Below are 23,442 nucleotides of genomic sequence, written 5' to 3'. Positions count from 1 at the left end.
GGTGGTCTCGCGTACCCGCGCCTACCCGGCCGGCCCGGTGAAGGTGCCGAGGACCTGCCGAGCTTCCTCGTACACACCGGGGGCATCGGCGACTTCGGTGTCCTCGGCATCGGTCTCAGGCATGCCCCAAGGTCAGGCGGACACCTCCGCCGCCTCCCCGCGTCCGCGCAGCCACACGTACACCGGGATTCCGGCGAACAGGAACAGCACGCCCTGGTAGACGGCCGCGTAGCCGGCGCCCGCGATCAGCCAGAAGGCGAAGGCGAAGGAGAGGGCGGCGACGATCAGGTCGCGGACCAGGCCGGCCGGGCGGACCTGCTCGCGGGCGCCCTTCGCCAGCCAGTACAGCTGGGCGGCGGCGGACAGCAGGTAGGGCACGCAGCCGGTGAACGTGGTGATCAGGACGAGGACGCGGAACGTCGTGTCCGGGCCCGCCGTGTAGTTGAGGCCGATGAGGAGCGTGCCGAGGACCACGCAGGCCCAGACCCCGAAGGCGGGCACGCCGCCCTTGCCGACCTTGGCGAACGGCGCCGGGAAGAGGCCGTCGCGGGCGGCGGCGTACGGCATCTGCGCGGCCATCAGGATCCAGCCGTTGAGGCAGCCGGTGATCGAGGCGACGGCGACCAGGGCGATGGCGGTGCCGCCCCAGGTGCCACCGGTCATGGAGTTGACGGCGTCGGCGAAGGGGGCGCCGGAGTCGACCAGCTTGTCGTGCGGGACGAGACCGAAGACGGCGACGATGCCGAGGATGTAGACGAGCGCGGAGCCCAGTGTGCCGAGGACGCTCGCGCGGCCGACGTTGCGCTCGGGATCACGGACCTCGCCCGCGCTGACGGCGGCCGACTCGACGCCGAGGAAGCTGTAGAGGAGCAGCGCGGCGGAGGCGGCCAGTGCGCCGGAGACGCTCTCGCCGGAAGCGTTGAACGGGCCGTAGTTGTCGGTGTCGACGAAGAACAGGCCGACGGTTGCGACGAGCAGCAGCGGCACGAACTTGAGGACCGTGGAGACGACCTGGACCGCCCCCACCCAGCGCGTGCCGGCGAAGTTCGCGGCGGCCGGCAGCCACAGCGCCGCGAGCGCGACCAGCGCTTCGAGGGTGTGGTTGCCGTGCAGGGGTATCAGGACGTCGACGTAGCCGACGACCGCGACCGCGAGGGCGGCGATGCTGACCCAGCACATCGTCCAGTACGACCATGCCGACAGGAAGCCCGCGAAGGGGCCGAAGGCGTCGCGCGGGTACACGTACAGGCCACCGGTGACCGGGCTGCGCCGGGCCAGCTTGCCGAAGAGCAGCGCGAGCAGCACCGCGCCGACCGACAGGACCACGAAGGCGAGCAGGCTGACGCCGCCGTACGGGGCCACGGTGGCGGGCAGCGCGAAGATACCGCCGCCGATGATGTTGCCCATCACGAGGGCGGTGGCGGCGGCCGGGCCGAAGGTGCGGCGGCGTGGGGCGGCGGCCGCCGGGCCGGTCGGCTCCGACTCCGGTTCCGGCTCGGTCGTCTTGGTGGTGCTGGCGGCGGTCATGGCGGTTCCCGGGTGGTGGGGACGGGGAGAGGAGGCGTGATCGTAACCCGCTATCCCACATGGTGGGCAATCTGTTCATCTGCTGGACACACAACGGCTGTTGGCCGGCCTGGTCGATTAGCGTCGTGTCATGACCAGCGATACGCCTTCCTCTCTCTCCGCCGCCCTCGCCGCCGGGACGGTCGTCCTCGACGGCGGCATGTCCAACCAACTCGAGTCCGCCGGGCACGACCTGAGCGACGAACTGTGGTCGGCGCGGCTGCTCGCCGAGCGGCCCGAGGCGATCACCGAGGCGCACCTCGCGTACTTCCTGGCGGGCGCGGACGTGGCGATCACCTCCAGCTACCAGGCGACCTTCGAGGGCTTCGCCAAGCGAGGTGTCGGAAGTGACCGGGCGGCCGAACTCCTGGGGCTGAGTGTCGAGTCGGCCCGTGACGCGGCGGCGCAGGCGCTGGCGAAGGGCATCACCCGTCCGCTGTGGGTGGCGGCCTCGGTCGGGCCGTACGGCGCGATGCTCGCCGACGGCTCCGAGTACCGGGGCCGGTACGGGCTCAGCGTGGCCGAGCTCGAGACCTTCCACCGGCCCCGCCTGGAGGTGCTGGCCGCCGCCGGTCCGGACGTGCTCGCACTGGAGACGGTGCCGGACGCCGAGGAGGCCGAGGCGCTGCTGCGGGCGGTGCGCGGGCTCGGGGTGCCGGCCTGGCTGTCGTACAGCGTCGCGGGCGATCGTACCCGCGCCGGCCAGCCCCTGGACGAGGCGTTCGCCCTGGCCGCCGACGCGGACGAGGTCATCGCGGTCGGCGTGAACTGCTGTGTCCCCGAGGACGTCGACGGCGCCGTCGAGACCGCCGCTCGTGTCACCGGCAAGCCGGTCGTCGTCTACCCCAACAGCGGCGAGGCGTGGGACGCCGAGGCCCGCGCCTGGAAGGGCCGCTCCTCGTTCGCGCCCGAGGATGTGCGGGGCTGGCGGGAGTCCGGGGCCCGGCTGATCGGGGGATGCTGCCGGGTGGGGCCGGAGGCGATCGCGTCGATCGCGCGGACGTTGACACAGGGGTGAGCACGGTCCTGTCGATTTCCCTCGTCCCCGGCCCCCACCACTGCTAGCCTCCGCTTCGGGAACCGGTTTCCATCATGTTGCCGCAGTTCCCGAGGGGAGAGGGGCGAGCCAGGGATGACCAGGAAGAGCGAGGACGCGAGCCGGAGCACCATCCGGGACGTGGCGGCCCGCGCCGGGGTGTCCGCGTCGACCGTGTCGCGGGTGCTCGGCGGGGAGTACCCGGTGAGCTCGGCGACGCGGACGCGCGTGATGCGGGCGGTCCGTGAACTGGACTACGTCGCGGACGCGCGCGCCAAGGCGGTGGCGGGTGTCGGCACGCCCACGCTGGCGTTCGTCCTGGACGACATCACCGGACCGTCGTTCGCGCTGATGGCGCACGGCGTGGAGCGCGAGGCGACCCGGCTCGGGCACCTGTGCCTGGTGTGCAGCACGGAGGGCGACGTCCGGCACGAGCTGGAGTTCGTCGAGATGATGCGCGCCCAGCGGGCCGCCGCCGTGATCCTGGTGGGCGGCGCCGCCGACACCGCGGAGTACCGCGAGCGCACCCGCCGGATGGCCGACTCACTGGCGTCGGCCGGTTCCAGGCTGGTGCTGTGCGGCCGTCCGACGCTCGGCCCCGGGGCGCCGGTGACCGTCATCGAGTACGACAACGAGGGTGGCGCCTACGCCCTGGTCGCCCACGTACTCGCCAAGGGCCACCGGCGTGTGCTGTTCCTCGGCGGCAAACCGGACCACACCACCGCGCAGGGCCGCGAGCGCGGCTATCTGGCCGCCCACCTCGCCCGCGGCCTGGAACCGGACCCGGCGCTGCTGCTGCACGGCGACTTCACCCGCGACTCCGGCCACCGGCTGATGCGCGAGGCGCTGAAGAACGGGCTGGACTTCACGGCCGTGGTCGCCGCCACCGACATGGTCGCGGCCGGTGCGCTGACCGCGCTGCACGAGGCGGGCCTGGACGTGCCGGGCGACGTCTCGCTGGCCGGCTACGACGACATCCCGTTCGCCCGCGACCTGCACCCCGCGCTGACGACGGTCCACGTCCCCTACGAGGAGCTGGGCCGCCTCGCCGTACGCACGGTACTGGGCCGCACCGCCGAGACCCCGGACGAGCATCTGCTCCTGGGCACGCATGTGGTGGTACGGGACTCCGTCGTGGCAACCGGTTCCTGAACACTGGGGCCTGACCTGATCCTCAGCCGACCGGGTCGGGAACCGTCCGGTTGCCGAACCAGCCGGTTCCCGGCCCGGCGGGCCGTCAGGTGCGGCGCACCGACCCCGGCAGCCGCAGCCGTCGTACCACCGACCGCAGTTCCGCACTCCGCGCGGCCGTGCTGCGCGACGCCGCCATGCGCACGGGGAAGCCGTCCGTGCCGGGGTCGGCCGCCCGCGCGGTGGCCCGTGCACTCGCGTCCGCCGCCGTCCACACCGCGAACTCCCGGTCGCGGGGACCGTGCGCCGTCCGGGGCTCCCCGTCGCCGAAGATCCGTACCGGGTGCGAGGCGTCCCAGCCCTGCCAGCCGGGGTCGCCCTCGGTGGCGAAGCGCACCCACGCCCCGTGCATCGCGTCGGCCAGCTCCTGCGGGGTGCCCCAGCCCGCGAGCTTGGCGGACTCGGGGACCTCGCCGGTGTCGAAGACGAAGCCCAGCTCCAGTGCGTGGCAGGCGCCGAGGTCGGGGAGGTTGGAGGGCCAGGCGAACTCGTAGACGTACGACGATCCCGGGCGGGCGTCGGCGAGGCGGTGCAGTGGGAGGCGCAGCAGGTGGTCGGTGACCATCTGGCCGACGATCTCGGCGGTGCCGGCCTCGGGGTGCAGGGCGCGGTAGCCGCGGGGCACCTCGTGACCGCAGTGGCAGCGGGCCATGGCGCCGGCCAGCGCGACCGCGCCGAGCCGGTCGACGCGCTCCAGGAGGCCGCCGGGCACCAGCCACAGCCGGTACTCGTCGCTGGTCCAGCCCATCATCAGGTCGACGCCCGCCGCCACGTCACCCTCGATGAGTGCCTCCAGCGGGTCGCGCGGGACGAGGTCGCCGTCGACGACGATCCCGAAGGCGGGGCCGCCGAGCACCGGGCTGCTGAGTTTGCCCACTTCGGCCTGGGTGCGCAGCAGCAGCTCGCGGTCGACGGCGGCGAAGGCGGCCGCGGTGGCGGGGATCTTCAGCCGGGTCGCCATCCGGCGCACCATCCGCCGTACCTTGTCGCGGTCGCTCGCCTCCGGCGGTCCGCTCTGCAGGACGGCACGCCGGAACAGTCCCTGTGCCTGCGGGGCGGCCAGCAGGGCGCCGACGCTGATCGCCCCGGCGGACTGGCCGGCCAGGGTCACCCGGTCGGGGTCGCCGCCGAAGGCCGCGATCGACTCGTGCACCCATCGCAGGGCGGCGAATTGGTCGCGCAGGCCGGGGTTGGCGGGGGCGTCCGGGAACAGCCCGTAGCCCTCCACCCCCAGTCGGTAATTGATCGAGACGAAGACGACCCCGTCTCGGGCGAAGGTGCCTCCGTCGTACACGGGCACGGCCGAGGCGCCCCGGGTGAGTGCGCCGCCGTGCAGCCACACGATGACCGGGAGCCGGGCACCAGGGCCCGGCTCCGGCGTCCACACGTTCAGATTGAGGCAGTCGTCACCGGGCACGACCGGGTCGGACAGGTACTGCGCGAATGCTTCGGAGTACGGCGGTTTCGGCGCCGTCGGACCGAAGGCGCCCGCGTCGCGCACACCGTCCCAGGGCTCGGGCGGCACGGGCGGCCGGAACCGGCGCGGTCCGAACGGCGGGGCCGCGTACGGGATGCCCCGGAACACCGCGACACCGTGCTCGTACCGGCCGCGTACGGCCCCGTGCGGTGTCCTGACCACCGGGTCCTGGCCCGCCTCGTCCGCCTCATCCGCCTGGTCTGCTGCCGTCATGCGCCCACCAGCCTCCCGCGCCGCGCTCGTGCACCACGCTCGTGCACCGTGAACAACAGAGCACCACAGGGTGGCCCGGTATTCCGGTGCACGAGCGCGGTTTTGCGGCTATTTGGCGTACATCAGCGTGCCGAAGCCGAGCTGGTCGTAGCCGCCACTGGTGGAGCCGTAGTCACCTCCGCCGCCCTCGGGGGCGACGAGGTTGTAGTACATCTGCGAGATGTACTTGTCGTCCAGGTACAGGCGCCGGTTGTAGTGGAAGTGGAGCTGGGCCCACACCGGACGGACCTGTCCGCGGGACCCGGAGCCGATCACCGTCTGTGAGTTCTGGGCGCAGGACGTGCCGCTGCCCCAGGTGTACGTGGTGTACGGCACGTCCAGGCCGACGTTGTACTTGGCGACGTACTGGGCCGCCTTGAAGAACCTCTTGTTGTCGTAGCTGTACAGGTCGTCGCCCTGGTTCCAGGCCATCTCGCAGATGGCGCCCATCTGGCCCATGCCCATGATGGTGTGGCCCTGGTCGCGGCCGGACTCCTGCCACTGGCCGAGGTCGTAGCCCTCGACGTTGGAGTACAGGAACGGCACCGCGTGCTGGATCGAGCCGTTGCCCGCGCCGGTCTTGAAGTAGTTGACGGCCTGGTCGTACTTGGCGCCGTCGTCGCACAGGATCCCGATGGCCATGACCGAGGCCATGTTGCACAGGTCCCAGTTCGCCCAGTAGTTGGTGATGCAGGCCCCGTTGTGGTGGAGCAGGAAGTCGTTGTTCATCGGGTAGAAGACGTTGAGCATCATCCGCTGGAACCGGGCCAGGTCGAAACCCGGGTACCCGCGCATGAGTTCGGCGGCGTTGGCGAACTCCCATCCGTAGATGCCCGCCGCCAGGAAGCGGTCGGCGTTGCCCTGGATGGAGGTGAGCGTGTTCGACCAGGCGTTGAGGATCCGCACGGCGCAGTCGCCGTGCGCGCTGGTGCCGGCGACGTTCCAGCGCAGGGCGTTCTGGTAGGCGGCGGCGATGTCGTTGTAGAGGATCCCGTAGTTCTCGGGATAGCCCGATCCGCGGTAGATCGTGGCCTGCGGGTTGGGGGTCCAGGTGGACTGGGAGTGGGAGTTGGCGGTCAGCTTGTTCCAGCCGGACAGCCAGGGGTCGTCGCCCGCGGCGACCCTGACCTTGGCGCGGTTGATGTCACCGGCGTTGTGCAGCATGCCGGGGTGGGCGAAGGTGGCGGGCGCCGCGTCCGCCGTGGTGGCGGCGAACGCGGAGCCCAGCGCGAGAGCGGCGCCGAGACCGCCGGCGGTCTTGAACAGACCGCGGCGGCTCAGCTCGGTGTGCTGGACGTGCCCGTGGGGGGAAGTGCGGCTCATGCGGCTCATGCTGTGCATTCCAATCCGTGGGGGGATCAGTCTGGGTTGATGCTCACCTCGTCGAACTGTGTGGTGCCGAGGGCCAGGGGGCTGCGGGAGCAGACCACGAGGCCCACGTAGTAGGGGGCGTCACCGAAGCCGGGGACCTCGCCGGAGGCGAGGGCGGTCCAGGTGGCGCCGTCATCGGTGGAGACGGCGGCGGTGAAGGCGGTCCCGGTGCGCTTCAGCCGCAGCAGACAGGGAAGAGCGACCGCGCCGTTCCCGTTGAAGGTCGACTTTCCGGCGACGGTCGTGCGCAGCATGAGCTGCGCGGTCGTGCCGCCGGTGACGATCGCCCCGGCCGCCTGGTCGAACGGCGACAGTGACTTGGCCATCAGCAGGCCGACCCGGTCGGCGGTGGCTCCGGTGCGGGAGACCAGCCGGGCGGTGACCTCGCAGTCGCCGGTGACGGGCCGTCGTACGAACTGGCCCGTCATTCCCTGGTTGTTGACGGTGAGGTCGGTTCCGGCGCCCCGCACCACGAAGGTCCCGTCTTCGTGGGCGGTGCTGCCGGGGGTACGGACGGCGACCACGCCGAGTGTCCCGAAGGCGCGGTCGTCGAGGACGACGTCGCCGAGATCGCCGTAGGTCCAGGGGGCGGGCGGCGGTGTGCCGACGGTGAGCGTGAGGGTGCCGGTGCCGTCTCCGGCCGCGTTGCCCACGGTGGCGGTGACACTGAACTCACCGGTCTCGGTGGGGGTTCCGGAGATGAGACCGGTGCGCTTGTCGACGCGGAGTCCGTCGGGCAGACCGGTCGCGGCGAACCGTATGGGCTCGTGCGAGCCACGCAGCTGATATTGGAAGGCGACGCCCTTGTTGGCGAACGCCGTGGTGGCGGAAGTGAGTTGGGGCGCGGCAGGGGTCGGCATGCTCGCGGCGGCGGACTCCGACAGCGGGCCGCGACCGGCGCTGTTGGTCTTGGCGACGGCGTAGTGGTACGTCGTGCCGGGCGTGCCGGTGGCGTCCGCGTACTGGATGCGGGTGCCGAAGCCGACGGGGCCGATGCCGGTCGCGATCGTGTCGTACGGGCCGTCGGGCGCCGTCGACCGCAGCACCTTGTAGCAGGCCGCGAGGTCCGGGTCGGTCCATGCCAGCTCGACCGCGTCGGTGCCCGCGGTGGCCCGCAGGCCGGTGGTGGCGCGGGCGGGTCGCGGCACGGACCAGACCTCGCCGAAGGTGCGGGAGGTGACGCTGACGTTGTCGAAGGCACCGGTGCCGGTCTCGGCGTAGTCCTCGTCGACGCCGAGGCAGGACGTGAGGGTCAGTCCCGCGTATGCGGTGCGCCCCAACTCGACTTCGGTGGAGCCGACTTCGGTCCAGCGGATACCGTCCGGGGAGATGGCGCCGGTGCAGCGGTCGCCCCGGCGGGTCACCCGCACCCAGTACGGCATCCGCATCCGGTAGCCGTCACCCGCGCCCTCGACGTACGGGGCCGTGAGCGGGGTCGCCGAGTCGGGCAGCGTGCCGAGGCTGGAGATCGGGAAGGCGGCGCTCGAGGTGATCGCCTGCTGCTGGGAGGGCGGCACCGGCGTGCTGCCGGTGGCGGAGATACCGGCCCCGGTCTCAGGGCGTACGGTCCACACACCGCTCCAGGTGTGCAGCGGCAGCCCCTGGATCAGCATCGAGGCATGCGCCGCGTCCGCGTCCAGGGAGTCGCGCAGGGTGACGCCGATCTTGGAGTACTGGGAGCTGAGCGGGAACACGATCCGCGCGGTGATCGTGCCGTCGCCGGCCAGCGGCAGGCAGGCGAGGCGGTGGGTGTCGGCGGTGCCGGACGCCTCCAGCACGAACCGCTCGCCGTCGAAGAGCGCCGAGCCGGGGATCTTCACATCCCCGACGTCCTGGGTGGCCCAGGGCTCGGGGAGACCTGCGGCGACCGCGACCCACGCGGAACTGGCGCTGATGCCTTGGGAGTTGGTGGCGGTGACTGTATGGTAGTACGTGTGTCCCGGGCGTACGTCGCGGTCGGTGTACGTCGGCTTGTCGACACCGGTCGCGATCTGCTCGTACGGTCCGTCCGGGGCGGTGGCCCGCGAGACCGTGTACGTGTCGGCCCATGCGGTCGGCAGCCAGCTGACGGTGACGGACCTGTCGTCGCCCACCGCGGTGACGCCCGCCGGAGCGGCCGGCGCGGTCGGCGCGGGGGCCTTCGTACCGGCGTAGGCGAAGGTGCCGAAGCTGGGCAGGTCGTCATTGCTGCCCTCGACGACGCGGGCGCCGCCGGTGCCGCGGAAGACGGCCGCCTTGATGGACGGGGTGTCGAGGCCGCGGACGCCGGCGTAGTGGGCGTACGCCATCTCGTAGATCGGGGGCAGGTTGCCGCGGCCGATCGCCGAGACGGTCTGCTTGATGTACTTGCCGGTGCTGTCGAGGTCCGGGACGAAGGGAACGTCGCCGCCGAGGTTGTAGCAGGCGGCGTACTCGAAGTTGGCGAGGATGCGCTCGTCGTCGTAGCCCCACAGGTCGACGCCCTGGTTCCAGGCAACCTGGGCGATGTCGCCGGTCAGGCCGACCGCGAGCTGCTCGTGCCCCTGGTCGCGGCCGCTCTCCTGGCCCTGGCCGGCGTCGGTGACGACGCGGTGCGGGATGCTGCCGTTGCCCGCGCCGGCCGCGACGAAGCGCAGGGCGTCCTCGAAGAGGGTGGGCTCCTCGCAGAACACGCCGATGGCCAGGATGGTCTGAATGGACGTCAGGTCCCAGTTGCCGTTGGCGTACAGCATGTATCCGGACACCGCCGGATACCAGACATCGAGGAACGACTCCTCGCAGCGGGCGATGTCGGCGTCCGCCCAGCCGTCGTAGTCGCTGTGCCTGAGCAGCTCGGCCGCGTTGACGAACTTGAAGGCCTGCAGGCCCGCGCCGAGCGGCCCGTCGGCGCCGGTGACCATCGTGAGCGAGGCCGACCATGCGTTGAGGATGTCGCGGGCCTTGTCCGCGTGGGCGCGCTCCCCTGTGACGCACCACATCAGCGCGTTCTGGTAGGCGGCGGCCGAGTCGGCGACAGCCTGGTTCTGGAAGTTCGTGGGGCCGCGGCCCCAGGAGGTGATCTGGCCGGTGTTCTGGACGGTGTACGTGGACTTCGACCGGGCGTGGGCCGCGAAGGTCAGGTATCCGTCGTAGATGGGCGATTCCTGCGCGGCGACCGCCGCCTTCATGCGCGCCAGGTCGGCGGCGCTGTGCAGCAGTCCGGGGTGGGTGAAGGCCCGGAGCCGGGCCTGGTCGTCCTGGGCCCACGCCGCCGCGGCGGAGGCGGACAGCAGTCCGCCTCCGGCCGCGACCACGAGCCCTGCCGCGCCCAGGAAGGATCGTCGTCTGAGAGGAAGCACGGGTGACTCCATGGTTCGGAAGGGCCGCGTCACGCGTGCTGGACGGTGAGCGTGAGGGGCTGTGTCACGGTGCCCACGCTGTTGGTGGCGGAGACGGTGACCGTGAAGGTGCCGACGTTGTCCTCGGCAGTGCCGGAGATCAGGCCGGTGGCGGTGTCGATGTCCAGCCCCTTCGGCAATCCCTCGGCGTTGAACGACGTCGGCAGTTCGGTGGCCGTGATCAGGTAGTTGAAGACCTGGTTCTTGGTGGCCGTGGCCTGGTCCGGGCTGGTGAGCTTGGGCTGGGCGGCGGACGTGGCCTCGGTGGAGTTCAGGAAGCGCATGTTCAGAACGTGCTCGTTGGCGTAGGCCGGCATCATGTCGGTGAACTTGAACCAGCCGGGCTTCTTCATCCCGTTGGCGATGGCCTTGCCGTTGATGACGAGGTTCTGGAAGGTGACGTTCTTGATGGCGTGGTCCGCGTCGTAGCCGACCATGATGGACGGGTTGGCATGCGTGCCGGTGTACGTCAGGTTCCGCAGGTACACCCCGTCGATGCCCCGCCCGACGGAGGTGTTGTACGACTTGTTGAACATGACCCGCATGTTGATCAGCTGGCCCCAGCGGAAGTCGTCCACCCGGATGTCCTGCGCGCGGACGTTGCTCACCAGGTTGCTGTCACCGGGGTTGAGCGCGATGCAGCCCTGGTAGTCCATCTGCGGTTCGCGGTGGTCGAGGATGTCGATGTTGCTGAAGACGAGGTTCTCGATGGTCTCCGGCTTGTCGGTGTTGCCGTGCGTGCCGACGTTGATCGGGTGCGCGACGTCCGCCCAGAGGGTGGAGTTGCGGACGGTGATGTTGCGGCAGTCGCCGTAGTACTCCCAGCGGTGGGCGTAGATGGCGATGCAGTCGTCGGCGTTGCGCATCCAGACGTTGTCGATGAGGACGTCCTCGCTGGAGAAGACGTCGATGCCGTCGCCCCACTGGCCGTGGCTGTAGGAGTGGAAGTCACGGATGGTGACCTGCTTCGACTGGCCGATGGTGGCCGCGTAGCCGCTGCTGGGGTTGAGCACCATGATGCCGTCGATCTCGATGTTCTTCGAGTACTCGACCAGGACGCCGTTGGCGGAGTTGTACAGCACGCCGCGGCCGCGCACGCGGGCGTTCTCCACGTTCTGGAACGCCACCCGCGACGTCAGCACCGCACCGCCGGCCAGGTAGAGCGTCTTGCCGCTGGGCACGTTCACCACGCCGCTGGTGGTGGTGTGCAGGCCGGGCCCGTAGTACAGGACGTCCGGATCGTCGGAGTCGGGAACGTTCGTCTCGACCGGGTTGGCGTGCAGCTGCAGGTTGTTGAAGATGTCCCCGTCGACCTCGATGGAGAGGTTGCGCGGCTCGGTGAGGGTGAAGCTCACCGTGGCGCCGTCCACCGTGAACTGGGTGCCGTAGGACAGGGGGCGGATCCGCGCGGTGCCGATGGCGCCCTTGGCCGAGGTGACGGCGACCTCGACCGTGCCCGTGAAGTCGAAGGTGGCGACGGAGGAGTTGAAGACCGGGCCGCTGCCCGTGTTCGCGTCGATCTGCTTCGCCCTCGCGCGGTAGACGGGAACCGTCTGCCATTCGCCGCCCGGCGTGCGGGCCTTGACCGAGTAGCTCGAGTTGGTCGGGACCCCGCTCGGGATGGGGTACACCACCAGCTTGTCCGTCGACGCGGGCACGTCCGCCGCTCTCGCGGCGCCGGCTGCGCCTCCGATCAGTGAGTACGCGGCGACGGTGGCACCCGCGGCCTGGAGAACGGTGCGCCGGGACAGGCCGGTGCTCTGGGTGTCGTTCATGAAGCAGTTCCTTCAGTAAGGGGAAGAGTGAGAAATACGGGAGGTCACTTGAGCCCGGTGGTGGACATCCCGGCCACGAAGCCGCGCTGGGCGATGAGGAAGATCAGCAGAATCGGGACGACGTACATCACGGACGCCGCGGCCTGGAGCTCGGGGACGGGCGTACCGCCCTCGTTGACGTAGGCGGTCATCACCGCGACGGCGAGCGTGGTGCGGTCGGTGGACAGCAGCAGCTGCGGGGCGATGTAGTCGCCCCAGCTCCAGGTGAAGGCGATGATGAAGCTCGCGGACAGCACGGGCCAGGACTGCGGCAGGAAGATCCGCCAGAAGATCGACCCGTAACCGCAGCCGTCGACGATCGCGGCCTCCTCCAGCTCGCGCGGCATGCCCGCGAAGAACTGCCGGAACAGGAAGACCAGATACGGCGCCGCGGACAGGCCCCACAGCACCCACGGCCAGTACGTGTTGACCATGCCGACCTTGGCGAAGATCAGGTAGGTCGGCAGCAGGGTGACCATCTGGGGCAGCATCATCGAGCCGAGCAGGACGCCGAACAGCACCTTCTTGCCGGGCGCGTCCAGCCGGGCGAAGCCGAAGCCGACCCAGGCCGAGCTGAGGGTGACGAGCGTGGCGTACAAAAGGGCGATGACCAGGGAGTTGCGGGCGTAGCCGAGGAAGTCGATCTGGTTGAAGGCGTCGGCGAAGTTGTGCCACTGGAAGACGTCGGGCAGCCAGTGCACGGGCGAGGCGGCCAGTTCGCCCTGTGTCTTCAGGCCGGAGAGGATCAGCCAGCCGAAGGGGCCGAGGAACAGTCCGGTGACGGAGACGAGGACCGTGTAGAGGACGAGGCGCTTGGCGCGCACCCGCACGCGGGCGTCGGTCGTGAACGACTTGGGCGGCAGGCTGGTGGCGGTCACTTCTTCGCCTCCGGTTCGACGTTGTAGAACACCACGCCGGACGTGAACTTGAAGATGAGTCCGGTCACGACGAGGATCAGGACGAAGAGCACCCACAGCAGCGCGGAGGCGTAGCCGTAGCGGCCGAGCGCGAAGTACTGCGCGAACACGTGCATCATGTAGAGGTAGTTGGACTGCGGGACCGTGGTGATGCCGCTCGTGTCGCCGAGGGGCGCCAGCAGCAGCGGCATGATGGTCTGCACCGAGGCGATCATTCCGGTGACCGTCTGGAAGAGCAGGACGGGTGACAGCAGCGGCACGGTGATGCTGCGGAAGGTGCGCCAGGCGCTCGCTCCGTCGATGCGGGCCGCCTCGTGGAGTTCGCGGGGTACGTCCTGGAGCCCGGCCAGCGAGATGATCATGACGTTTCCGGCCGCCCAGAGCACCGTCATCAGCAGGACGTAGCGGGCGTAGGGGTCGGCGAGCCAGCCGACGGCGTCGAAGCCGAAGAAGGTCAGGACACCGTTGGAGGCACCGGAGTTCTGGTCGAAGAGAAGCTTGAAGGCGAGGCCCGCGCCCACCGGCGGCACCACCGCGGGCAGATAGAGCAGGGTGCGGAACAGACCGCGCGCCTTGATCGGCCGGTTGACCAGGACGGCGAGCCCGAGTCCCGCGATGATCGACAGCGGCACCGAGGTCACCGCGAACAGGCCCGCGCGGCCGAGCGTGTCCCAGGTCACCGGATCGTTCAGCAGCTCGCGGTAGTTGCCGAGTCCGACGTACTTCCAGTTGGGCGAGATGCCGTCGAACGTGGTGAAGCTCAGCCACAGCGCGTACACCATCGGCGCCACGGTCAGCAGCAGGAACCCGATGATCCAGGGCGAGGTGAACATGTAGAACGCCCGGTGCCTGCGCGCGGTCATCGAGACCCGCGGCCGGCCGGCGGCCGGTGCGCGAGAGGCGCTCGCGGCGGCACCGGGTCGGTCCGCGACCGTGGAGGAGATCTGACCCACCGTCATCCCACTTGCTCCTTACCGCGCTTCAGCTGCTCGTTGATGGACGAGTTGAGGCGTCCCGCGAGGGTGTCGACGGAGATCTGGCCGTTCATCGCGGCGGGGGCGATCTGGTTGAAGAGGGCGTCGAGTGCATCCGCCCTGGTGTAAGGGGTGAAGGAGACCACCGAGAAGTGCTTCAGCTCGTTCTCCTGCACCTTCAGCACCCGCTTCTGGTAGTCCTCCTGGGCCGGCATCAAAGAACGCAGCGACTTCAGGGTGGGGATGCCCCAGCCGCCGGCGGCGCGCGCCTTGGCGGGCTCCCCACCGAAGAACCACTCGAAGACGCGCCACGCGGCGTCCTTGTTCTTCGCCTTCCTCGGCATCCACAGGCCGGTGCCGCCCTGGCAGGCGCTGATCCGCGCGCCGCCCGCGAAGAGCGGGGCGGGCGCCAGGCTGGACACCTTGGCCAGCTTCTTGTCCGGGTAGATCATGCCGCCCAGCCAGTAGCCGGAGTTCGACATGGCCATCCGCCCGGCCTGGTAGGTGGGCCCGTCCCAGCCGTTGGGGTCGGGCTGGATGAGGCTCGGCCCGACCTTGGTCCTGCAGTAGTCGACGTACCAGGCCAGGGCCTTGCGGGCCTCGGGGGTGGTGAAATCGACCCGGGAGAAGTCGTCGTTGAAGAGGCTGCCTCCGGCGGACGCCGTCATGGTCGTCAGGAGCGTGGACCGGGTGAGGCCGCTGTAGCTGCCGCCGAAGACGGTGGTCTGGCCGCTCTTGCGCTGTACGAGGCTCTTGGCAGTGTCCAGCCATTCCTCGTAGGTGACCGGATCGGTCTCCGGGGGGAGGTCGACACCGGCCTTTTCGAAGGCCGACGTGTTGTACCAGTACATCGAGTCCTGCGAGAAGTCCTTCGCCATGCCGTAGCGCGGACCCTTGCCCTGAGTCCGGCCGTCGTAGCGCCACAGGTCGTTGACCGGGTCCAGGTCGTCCAGTTTGAGGACGCTGCTCCGGGCGAAATAGGGGTCCAGCTCCTCGGCCACGTCCCGCGCCGCGAAGTACGGCAGGTCCACGGCACCGACGCCACGCACCAGGTCGGGCGGGTTGCCACTGGTGAGCATCGCGATCAGCTTGGTGATGTCGTACTTCACCAGGGCGATCTTGATGCCGAGTTCCTTCTTGGCCTGCTGCACCTGCTCCGGGGTGATGTCGCCGGAGTTGACCATCACGGTGATGGTCTCTCCCGCCCCGCTGACCCCGGACGACACCTGCAGGGCACAGCCGCTGAGCGCCGCCGCACCGGCCGCCGCGCCTCCTGCGGAGAGGGAGAGAAAACGGCGGCGGCTCACGGGGGCACCGGCATGTGGGCGCATGAACGCACCACCTCCTGCTCTGTTCCGTTCGGAATATCGGCCAAAGATCGGCTCGCCGATCGGGGCGATTGCGGTGGACCGGTTCGTCGAACGTTGGGCAACCGGTTGTCGGGCGTTGGGGCAGAGCTTCTTCCTGTCCGGAAACGGCGTCAAGAGTCTTGGCGAATTTTCGAAAAGACTGCGTAACCTCGACGTCATGGGCCGACCGGCCGAACGGGACCGGTGGAACGCGGCCTGAACTGCGGAGGAGACCGGGGGGCGGGCGGGGTTTTCGGTGACGCGATTGTGGGAACCGGTTGCCGTGCCCGATCGGACCAGGACCTTCCGCCTCGAAGGACTCGCAGAGCGCTCTGCAGGCGCTCTGCAGGCGGCTCTGCAGGCGGCTCTGCAGGCGCTCCGTCGGCAATCCGAGGGCATCCGAGGGCGCCCGGAAAGCGTGCGGAGGTATCCCGTGGCATCCCCGCGGCGTCGCGATGGCGTTCCAGTGGCGCCCGGCGGCATCCCGATCCCGCAGGCTCCCGGACGCGCCGGGAGCCTGGTGGGCGCGCCGGATGCTTCGGGTGGCGCGCAGTAAGCGATTTCAGGACATCCGGCACTTGTGGTCGCCGAGCAAGCCGGCCGAGGCCGTCTTCGCCACTCCGTCCAGCCGATTGACCGGCCGTCATCGCCAGATCTACGGTAGAAGACGCTTTCTGAAAATGTTTCCACCCAGTGCGTCAGGAGAGACATGCCCAGCCCGCAGCCCCCCAGGGCCGTGTTCGCGATGGATCCGGTACACCTGCCCCTGCTGTTCCCCCCGCCGCTCATGGCACGGCTGACGCAGGCGGCCGACCTCGACCCCGCGCTCGTCGTGCAGGACTTCACCGACCCGACCGCGGCGGACGCCCTGGCCCAGGCCGAGTTCATGATCACCGGCTGGGGCTGCCCCCGCCTCGACGCCGGCGTCCTCGCCGCGGCCCCCCGGCTGCGCGCGGTCCTGCACGCCGCGGGCTCGGTCCGCTCGCTGGTCGGCGAGGAACTGTGGGAACGAGGGATCACCGTCTCGAGCGCGGTGACCGCCAACGCCCTGCCGGTCGCCGAGTACACCCTCGCGATGATCCTGCTCGCCGGGAAGGACACCTTCACCCACCGCGAGCGCTTCCGCGCCACCCACACCTACCCGACCCCCGCCGACACCGCGCACACCGGCAACGTCGGCCGCCGCATCGGCGTCATCGGCGCGTCCCGGGTGGGCCGCCGACTCCTTGAACTGCTACGGCCGTTCGACTTCTCGGTACTCCTGCACGACCCGTACGTCAGCACCGCGGAGGCCGCCGCCCTCGGCGCCGAACTCCTGCCCCTCGACGACCTCCTCAGGCTCAGCGACATCGTGTCCCTGCACGCCCCGGACATCCCCGAGACCTACCGCATGCTCGACGCCGGCCGGCTCGCCCTCATCAAGGACGGCGGCGTCCTCATCAACACCTCCCGGGGCGCGCTGGTGGACCCCGACGCGCTCACCGACGAGCTGGTCTCCGGCCGACTGCACGCGATCCTCGACGTCACCGAACCCGAGCCGCTGCCCGCGGGCTCCCCGCTCTACCGGCTGCCCAACGTGTTCCTGACCCCGCACATCGCGGGGTCGCTCGGAAACGAGCTGGAGCGACTGGGACAGATCGTCGTGGAGGAGTTGGAGCGGCTGGTGGCGGGGGTGGCGCTTGGTCATGAGGTGCAGCGGTCGGACCTGGCCCGAGTTGCGTGATCACGCTTGCCGCCACCCCGACCCCCACCAGGAAATTCGGCCCCCACCCGCGGAAACCATAAGAAGAAACCATGGGATACGGTTTCCGCACCGGCGCTGAACCGGACCCTCCGACCCCGGCCGGCGGGGCGGATCCACGGTCGTCCGGCGAAGCGATCGCAACGATGAAGGAGCCGCAACGGTGAGTCAGCGCAAGGCGGCCGGGGACGTCGGACGGGCCACCATCCGCGATGTCGCGGAGCGGGCGGGTGTGTCCGTCGCCAGTGTGTCGCGTGTCCTGTCGGGCAACTATCCGGTCTCGGAGGAGCTGCGCCGCCGGGTGATGAAGGTGGTCGGGGACCTGGACTACGTCACCAACGCCCACGCCCGCTCCCTCGCCGGGGGCGGTACGCCGACGGTCGCGATCCTCATCAACAACATCACCGGGGCCGCGTTCGCCCACGTGGCGAAGGGCGTCGAGGGTGCCGCCACCCTGCGCGGCTGGCTGTCCCTGGTGGGGACCACCGGTGACGATCCCGAACGGGAACTGGCACTGGTCAATCTCATGCGGCAGCAGGGCGTCGCCGCCGTGGTGCTGCTGGGCGGCGCCTACGACTACGACGAGTACCAGCTGCGTATGGCCCGCTTCGCCCGCTCCCTGGACGCGGCCGGCTCCCACCTGGTCCTGGTGGGCCGGCCACCGCTGGAGGGCGACGTACCGGCCACGACGGTCGACTACGACAACGAGGGCGGCGCCTATGCCATGGCCAGCCACCTGCTGTCGGCGGGCCACCGCAGGGTCCTGGTGCTGCCGGGCCATGCCGAACTCACCACCGCGCAGGGCCGCTTGAGGGGGGCTCGGCGGGCCTTCGAGGCGTACGGCGTGCCGTTCGACCCGGACATGGTGCGGCACGGGCCGTACGACTACGAGCACGGGTACGAGGCCGTCGAGGACAGCCTGCGTGAGGGGCTCGACTTCACCGCGGTGCTGGCCGGTACCGATGTGGTCGCCGCGGGCGCGATGCAGGCGCTGCGCGCGGCCGGGCTGAGGGTGCCCGAGGACGTCTCGATCGTCGGCTACGACGACATCCCGCTGGCGTCGCAGCTCACCCCCCAGCTCACCACGGTGCACGTGCCGTACGAGGAGATGGGGCGGGTCGCGCTGCGCGCGGTGGCCGACCGGCGCGAGGGCGGCGGAGGCCGCCGCAAGGGGGGCGACGGCGACCATCTGGTGCTGGGTACCCATGTCGTCGTACGGAACTCGGTGCAGCCGCCTGCCCGGGGCCGGTGACTCCGTCTTCAGATCCGCTTCGGCGGATCGTTTCGTAAACGTTTTCCCGAAGTTTTTGACAGGGGTCCGGTCCCGGTGCGGGCACGGTTCCAACTTCGCCCGGATCCCCGCTGCACGTCGCTGACCTGCGGTGACTGAGCGCTGACCCGACGCGCTCGGCGTGCGGTCGCACATAACGCCACGGACAAACCGGCGTAACAAATTGCCGCGCACCTCTTGCTATGAGCAGGATCGCCGTCCTACGGTCCCAGCAACCGCTTACTACATCTTCCGCTTGGCCGACCCCCCGCAACCGCGAGCCGATGGTTTCCGGCCGCCGTTCCCGGCCGGCGCCGAGACGCCGTTCTCTCTCCCCTGAGTCGCCCTACTTTCCGAAGGAACACGGACAGATGAACTTCACCAGCCCCCGGAGAAGGTTCGCCCGCGCAGCCGTGGCGGGACTCGCGTTGACAGGTCTGCTCTCCGCGTGCGGCGGCGGATCGGACTCCGGCGACGCCAAGTCGTCCGGCCCGGTCACCCTCCCCTTCTGGGGCTGGGCGAACGGCCAGGAGGCCGTCGTGAAGGCGTTCAACGCCTCGCACAAGGACGTCCAGCTCAAGTACACCAAGGTCACCGACCAGCTGACCATGCAGAAGCAGCTGACCAACGCGGTCAAGGCCGGCAACGCGCCCTGCTTGCTGCAGAACACCGGCGAGTACGTCACGAGCTGGGTCTCGCAGGGCGCCCTCGCCGACATCACCAAGTACGTCGAGTCCAGCAAGGACAAGTTCAACCCCGGCTCGTGGGCCGTCGGTCAGGTCCAGGGCAAGGTCTACGGCATCCCCACCAGCTCGGCGCCGGCCTTCACCATCTACCGCACCGACATCTTCGAGAAGTACGGTCTGAAGCCGCCCGCGACCTGGGACGACTTCATCGCCGCCGGCAAGGAACTGAAGAAGCACAACATCAAGATCACCAACTACGCCGGTGAGGACCCGAGCACCCTGGAGGTGCTCGCCATGCAGGCCGGGGCGCACTGGTACGCGATCGACGGCAACTCCTGGACGGTGAACTTCCAGGACGAGGGCACCCTGAAGGCCGCCAAGGTGATCCAGGAGGTCATCGACAACGACCTCAACTCCAAGCTCTCCTTCGCCGACTACGCGGCCGTGCAGCGCAACTACGACAACGCCGGCACCGTGACCCGGCAGATCTCCACCTGGCAGATGTCCGGCATGGTGCAGAACTTCACCAAGTCCTTCGGCGAGTGGGCGCTGGCCCCCTGGCCGACGTTCAACGGCGAGGCTGCCAAGACTCCCGCCGGGACCAACCAGAGTGGCGGGCTGACCCTGGTGACCGAACAGTGCAAGAACAAGGAGCAGGCCGCTCAGGCGGCGCTGTGGATGTCCACCGACCCCGGTGCGGTCAAGACGATGGCGAGCCCGGAGACCGGCAGCGGTGTGATGCCCGCCGTGGCCGACAACAGCTCGTACGTCCCTGAGGCGATCCCCGAGAAGCTGCTGGGCAAGAACTACGAGCCGGCCCAGAAGGTCGTGACGGACAGCATGGGCACCATCACCGACGACTGGACCTTCGGCCCGAACTGGACCGCGATGTTCACGGAGATGCAGGACGAGTGGGCCGCGGTCGTCAGTAAGAAGCAGAAGGTCACCGACCTGCTCGCGCACATGCAGGAGTGGACGGTCAACGACCTGAAGCAGCGCGGCATCAGCGTCAAGGGCTGAGGCACACTTCATGATTCGCTCGCAGCGCTGGAAGGGTGCCGCCTTCACGGTGCCCTTCCAGCTCGGCTTCGTCTTCCTCTACCTGCTTCCGATCGGCTACGCGATCCACCAGTCGCTGTACCTGGAGAAGCAGTCCGGACTCGGTCTCGGCGGCTCCACCACGGAGTTCGTCGGGCTGGAGAACTACCAGCACGGCCTGACCGACTCGGCGTTCATGACCTCCATCCTGCGGGTGGTGCTGTTCGCCTGTGTCCAGATCCCGTTCATGCTGCTCGTGAGCCTGATGCTGGCGCTCTGTCTGGACGCGGTCACCTCGCGGGTGGCCGGCCGGTTCCGGATCCTCCTGCTGGTTCCGTACATGATCCCCGGCGTGGTCGCGGCCATCGTGTGGATCAACCTGTACAGCCCCGAGGTGGGTCCCCTGACACCGCTCGGCGATCTGTTCGGGTTCGACTGGAACTTCTTCGCCCCCTCGATGGTGTGGCCGTCCATCGGCAACCTGCTGACCTGGCACGGCATCGGCTACAACATGGTGATCATCTACTCGGCGCTCCAGGGCGTGCCCCGCGAACTGTTCGAAGCCGCGCGACTGGACGGTGCCTCGGAGCTGCGGATCGCGCTGAGCATCAAGATCCCGTTCGTGCGCGGCGCGCTCGTCCTGACGGCGCTGCTGTCGATCATCCAGATGCTGCAGATCTTCAACGAGCCCGCGCTGTTCCGGAACGTGACCCCGCAGACGGTCAGCGACAGCTTCGCCCCGATCATGATCATCTACAACCAGGCGTTCAACGCCGGCAACTACAACTACGCCGCGGCCCTGTCCGTGCTGCTCGCCCTGTTCCTCGGCATCGCGTCCTTCCTCTTCTACCGGCTGACCTCGAGGGAGGCGGACTGATGGCACTGACGGAAAACCGTACGGAGAAGGACACCGATCGGCCCCGCGGGCGCACCGTGCGGCGGCTCACCCGTCCGGACCCGGCGGCGCGCTCCCGGGGCGGCCAGCGCTTCCTCCTCGTCGGTCTGGCCCTGGCCAGCGCCTACAGCCTGTTCCCGGTGTACTGGCTGATCATCGCCGCGACCAAGGACCGTGTCGGGCTGTACCAGAGCAACGGGCTGTGGTTCTCCGACATGCACCTGTGGGAGAACCTGCGCCAGGTGTTCACCTACGGGGACGGCATCTTCCTGCGCTGGACCGCGAACTCGTTCCTGTACGCGGGCGTCGGCTCCCTGGGCGGCACCCTCATCGCCCTCGCCACCGGCTACGGCCTGGCCCGCTTCGACTTTCCGGGCCGCAGTGCCGTGTTCGCGTGCGTGGTCGGCTCGTTCCTGATCCCGATCGCACTGCTGACCCTGCCGCTGTACCTGCTGTTCTCGCAGATCGGCATGGTCGACACGCCCTGGGCGATGCTGATCCCCTGCCTGATCAACCCGTTCAGCGTGTACCTCGCCAAGGTGTACACCGAGGCCACCATCCCCTTCGAGCTCCTGGAGGCGGCCCGCATCGACGGCGCCGGTGAGCTGCGGATCTTCTTCAGCATCGTGCTGCGGATGATGACGACCGGCGGCGCGACGGTGTTCCTGCTGGCCTTCGTGAACACCTGGAACGCCTTCTTCCTGCCGTTGACGGTGCTGCGCGGCGAGGAGAACTGGACCCTCAACCTGGGCCTGTACAACTGGTCCGGCAAACGCGCGGAGTCCGGCGTCGACCTGACCAGCCTGGTACTGACCGGCGCGCTGCTGTCCATCGTGCCGATGGCGATCATGATGGTCGCGATGCGCCGCTACTGGCGGTCGGGCGTGACTATGGGGGCCCTCAAGTGACCCTGCTGCGCAATCCGGTCATCCGCGGCTTCGCCCCCGACCCGTCGATGGTGCGGGTGGACGACTGGTACTACGTGGCCACGAGCTCCTTCGAGTGGTTCCCGACCATCCCGATCCACCGCTCGAGGGACCTCGCGCACTGGGAGTACGCGGGCCACGTCCGGGGCGCGGTCCCCGGCGACTCGCTGGCCGGCGTCCCCGACTCGGGTGGCATCTGGGCCCCGTCGCTGAGCTGGGACGGCGAGCGCTTCTGGATGGTCTACTCGATCGTGCGCTCGGTCGGCACGCCCTACTTCGACACGGACACCTACGTCAGTACGGCGACGGAGGCGGGCGGCACGTGGACGGCACCGCGCCGAGTGGCGAGCCACGGCTTCGACCCCGCGCTCTTCCACGAGGGGGGCCGGGTGTGGCTGCTGAATCTGCAGAACGACCACCGCCCGGGCGGCAGGCGCTTCGCCGGGATCGTGCTGACCGAACTGGACCGGGAGACGCTGAGTCCCGTCGGTGACACGCACCTGCTCCTCCAGCACGAACGGCTCATCGAGGGGCCGAAGTTGCTGTGGCGGGACGGCTGGTTCCTCCTGGTGCTGGCGGAGGGCGGCACGGGGTTCGAGCACGGAGTGCGGGTGGCGCGCAGTCGCGTGCTGACCGGGCCGTACGAGCTCGACGACCGGTCGCTGCTGACGTCCCGGGACGATCCGTCACTGCCGTTGCAGAAGGCGGGGCACGGCGAGCTGGTCCAAACACCGGGCGGAGACTGGGTGTTGAGCCACTTGACGGCCCGTCCGCTACGGACAGCGGACGGACTGCGCTGCACGCTGGGCCGCGAGACGGCGATCCAGGCGGTGACGTGGGACGCGGAGGGCTGGCCCAGGTTGCGACACGGGGGTGCGCATCCCGCGGTCGAGGTCGACGTACCGACACAGCCGCGGCCACTGGAACGACGCGCCGACTCCGCCGACCCGTTGGGCTGGCCCTGGAGCACCCTGCGCGCCGCCCCCGATACCTCCTGGGCGGACGCCACCACCTGCCCCGGCCGGATCCGCCTGCGCGGCCGCCACGGACCCGAGTCGCGGTGGGCGCACAGCCTCCTCGCCCAGCGGATCACCGAGCACCGCGCCGAGGCCGAGGTCACCGTCGAGGCGCGGCCGCGGACGTTCACGCAGGCCGCCGGGCTGATGCTCTGGTACAACACCGAGGCGTATCTGGCCCTCGACCTGACCTGGACGGAGCCCGCGGGCGAGGAGCAGCGCGGTCAGCAGTGGCGGGCCGGCGGCCGTACGGTGCTCAGCCTGGTGGAGCGGGACGAGGCGGGCACGCGGCAGGTGGCCGTCGTGGACGTGGACGCGGACCGGGCACTCACGCTGGGTGTGACGACCGACGGCGCCGAGGCGCGGTTCTGGTACGTCAGGGACGGTGTGCGCACGCCGGTCGGGGCGCCGCTCGACTTCGGCAGACTCTCCGACGACCACGGATCGAAGCTGCGCTTCACCGGGGCGATGGCCGGGATCCATGCCGTGGATCTCGTCGAGGCGGCGTTCACGGCCGACTTCTCGGGCTTCCGCCTGGAGTGCCGATAGCCGTGTTCGAGTTTCGAA

General features: G+C 69.7%; 17 protein-coding genes. 9 read left to right on the top strand and 8 right to left on the bottom strand.

Features of this window, described 5'->3' with window-relative positions; translation table 11 throughout:
* Positions 1 to 132: 132 nt before the first annotated feature.
* Entirely contained in the window at positions 133 to 1,527 is a 1,395-nt protein-coding gene (locus tag ACFYO2_RS13325; RefSeq protein ID WP_388347964.1) for an amino acid permease, read from the bottom strand.
* 130 nt (positions 1,528 to 1,657) lie between these two features.
* On the opposite strand from ACFYO2_RS13325, the gene mmuM reads away from it, so the two are divergent.
* Both mmuM and ACFYO2_RS13315 read left to right on the top strand, forming a co-directional pair.
* Positions 1,658 to 2,584: a homocysteine S-methyltransferase gene (gene mmuM / locus ACFYO2_RS13320; RefSeq protein ID WP_388347962.1), complete on the top strand. Its 927-nt coding sequence runs from the start codon at positions 1,658 to 1,660 to the stop codon at positions 2,582 to 2,584.
* Positions 2,585 to 2,698: 114 nt separating this feature from the next.
* On the top strand, positions 2,699 to 3,754 hold the full coding sequence (locus tag ACFYO2_RS13315; RefSeq protein WP_388347960.1) for a LacI family DNA-binding transcriptional regulator: 1,056 nt from the start codon (positions 2,699 to 2,701) through the stop codon (positions 3,752 to 3,754).
* 85 nt (positions 3,755 to 3,839) lie between these two features.
* On the opposite strand, the gene ACFYO2_RS13310 is transcribed toward ACFYO2_RS13315, so the two are convergent.
* The 7 genes from ACFYO2_RS13310 to ACFYO2_RS13280 all read right to left on the bottom strand — a co-directional run bounded on the left by ACFYO2_RS13310 (position 3,840) and on the right by ACFYO2_RS13280 (position 15,285).
* Complete coding sequence (locus ACFYO2_RS13310) at positions 3,840 to 5,483, bottom strand: carboxylesterase/lipase family protein (protein WP_388347958.1); 1,644 nt, start codon at positions 5,481 to 5,483, stop codon at positions 3,840 to 3,842.
* A 108-nt stretch (positions 5,484 to 5,591) separates the two neighbouring features.
* Positions 5,592 to 6,845, bottom strand: coding sequence for an alginate lyase family protein (locus ACFYO2_RS13305; RefSeq protein ID WP_388347956.1), 1,254 nt, complete (start codon positions 6,843 to 6,845; stop codon positions 5,592 to 5,594).
* Positions 6,846 to 6,880: 35 nt separating this feature from the next.
* The gene (locus ACFYO2_RS13300) at positions 6,881 to 10,210 is read right to left on the bottom strand and encodes an alginate lyase family protein (RefSeq protein WP_388347954.1); all 3,330 of its coding nucleotides are present in this window, start codon (positions 10,208 to 10,210) and stop codon (positions 6,881 to 6,883) included.
* A 29-nt stretch (positions 10,211 to 10,239) separates the two neighbouring features.
* Positions 10,240 to 12,024 (bottom strand): glycosyl hydrolase family 28 protein, encoded by a 1,785-nt coding sequence (locus ACFYO2_RS13295; RefSeq protein ID WP_388347953.1) that lies wholly within the window; start codon positions 12,022 to 12,024, stop codon positions 10,240 to 10,242.
* A gap of 44 nt (positions 12,025 to 12,068) precedes the next feature.
* On the bottom strand, positions 12,069 to 12,941 hold the full coding sequence (locus tag ACFYO2_RS13290; RefSeq protein WP_388347951.1) for a carbohydrate ABC transporter permease: 873 nt from the start codon (positions 12,939 to 12,941) through the stop codon (positions 12,069 to 12,071).
* A complete protein-coding gene (locus ACFYO2_RS13285; RefSeq protein WP_388347949.1) occupies positions 12,938 to 13,939 on the bottom strand; it encodes a carbohydrate ABC transporter permease in 1,002 nt (333 codons plus the stop codon). The genes ACFYO2_RS13290 and ACFYO2_RS13285 overlap by 4 nt, the downstream gene beginning before the upstream one ends.
* Entirely contained in the window at positions 13,936 to 15,285 is a 1,350-nt protein-coding gene (locus ACFYO2_RS13280; RefSeq protein ID WP_388347947.1) for an extracellular solute-binding protein, read from the bottom strand. Before ACFYO2_RS13280 ends, ACFYO2_RS13285 begins: the two co-directional genes overlap by 4 nt.
* On the opposite strand from ACFYO2_RS13280, the gene ACFYO2_RS13275 reads away from it, so the two are divergent.
* The 7 genes from ACFYO2_RS13275 (at position 15,284) to ACFYO2_RS13245 (ending at position 23,424) form a co-directional block, all read left to right on the top strand.
* Positions 15,284 to 15,523, top strand: a complete 240-nt coding sequence (locus ACFYO2_RS13275; protein ID WP_388347945.1) for a hypothetical protein — start codon at positions 15,284 to 15,286, stop codon at positions 15,521 to 15,523. The two genes, ACFYO2_RS13280 and ACFYO2_RS13275, sit on opposite strands and share 2 nt — an antisense overlap.
* Positions 15,524 to 16,012: 489 nt before the next feature.
* Positions 16,013 to 17,026, top strand: a complete 1,014-nt coding sequence (locus ACFYO2_RS13270; protein ID WP_388347943.1) for a hydroxyacid dehydrogenase — start codon at positions 16,013 to 16,015, stop codon at positions 17,024 to 17,026.
* 181 nt (positions 17,027 to 17,207) lie between these two features.
* Complete coding sequence (locus tag ACFYO2_RS13265; RefSeq protein ID WP_388347941.1) at positions 17,208 to 18,296, top strand: LacI family DNA-binding transcriptional regulator; 1,089 nt, start codon at positions 17,208 to 17,210, stop codon at positions 18,294 to 18,296.
* Between the two features lie 389 nt (positions 18,297 to 18,685).
* Positions 18,686 to 20,020 carry an ABC transporter substrate-binding protein gene (locus ACFYO2_RS13260; RefSeq protein ID WP_388347940.1) on the top strand — a complete coding sequence of 445 codons (1,335 nt, stop codon included), beginning with the start codon at positions 18,686 to 18,688 and terminating at the stop codon, positions 20,018 to 20,020.
* A 10-nt stretch (positions 20,021 to 20,030) separates the two neighbouring features.
* On the top strand, positions 20,031 to 20,915 hold the full coding sequence (locus ACFYO2_RS13255) for a carbohydrate ABC transporter permease (RefSeq protein ID WP_388347938.1): 885 nt from the start codon (positions 20,031 to 20,033) through the stop codon (positions 20,913 to 20,915).
* Positions 20,915 to 21,841, top strand: coding sequence for a carbohydrate ABC transporter permease (locus tag ACFYO2_RS13250; protein WP_388347936.1), 927 nt, complete (start codon positions 20,915 to 20,917; stop codon positions 21,839 to 21,841). The genes ACFYO2_RS13255 and ACFYO2_RS13250 overlap by 1 nt, the downstream gene beginning before the upstream one ends.
* Entirely contained in the window at positions 21,838 to 23,424 is a 1,587-nt protein-coding gene (locus ACFYO2_RS13245) for a family 43 glycosylhydrolase (RefSeq protein WP_388347934.1), read from the top strand. Before ACFYO2_RS13250 ends, ACFYO2_RS13245 begins: the two co-directional genes overlap by 4 nt.
* Positions 23,425 to 23,442: the final 18 nt, after the last annotated feature.

Origin of the sequence: Streptomyces sp. NPDC006602 (assembly GCF_042870385.1) — a bacterium.
In the GTDB taxonomy this organism is placed as follows: domain Bacteria; phylum Actinomycetota; class Actinomycetes; order Streptomycetales; family Streptomycetaceae; genus Streptomyces.
The sequence above is the reverse complement of the archived record's forward strand: the minus strand, read 5'-3'. Positions and strand labels throughout refer to the sequence as shown.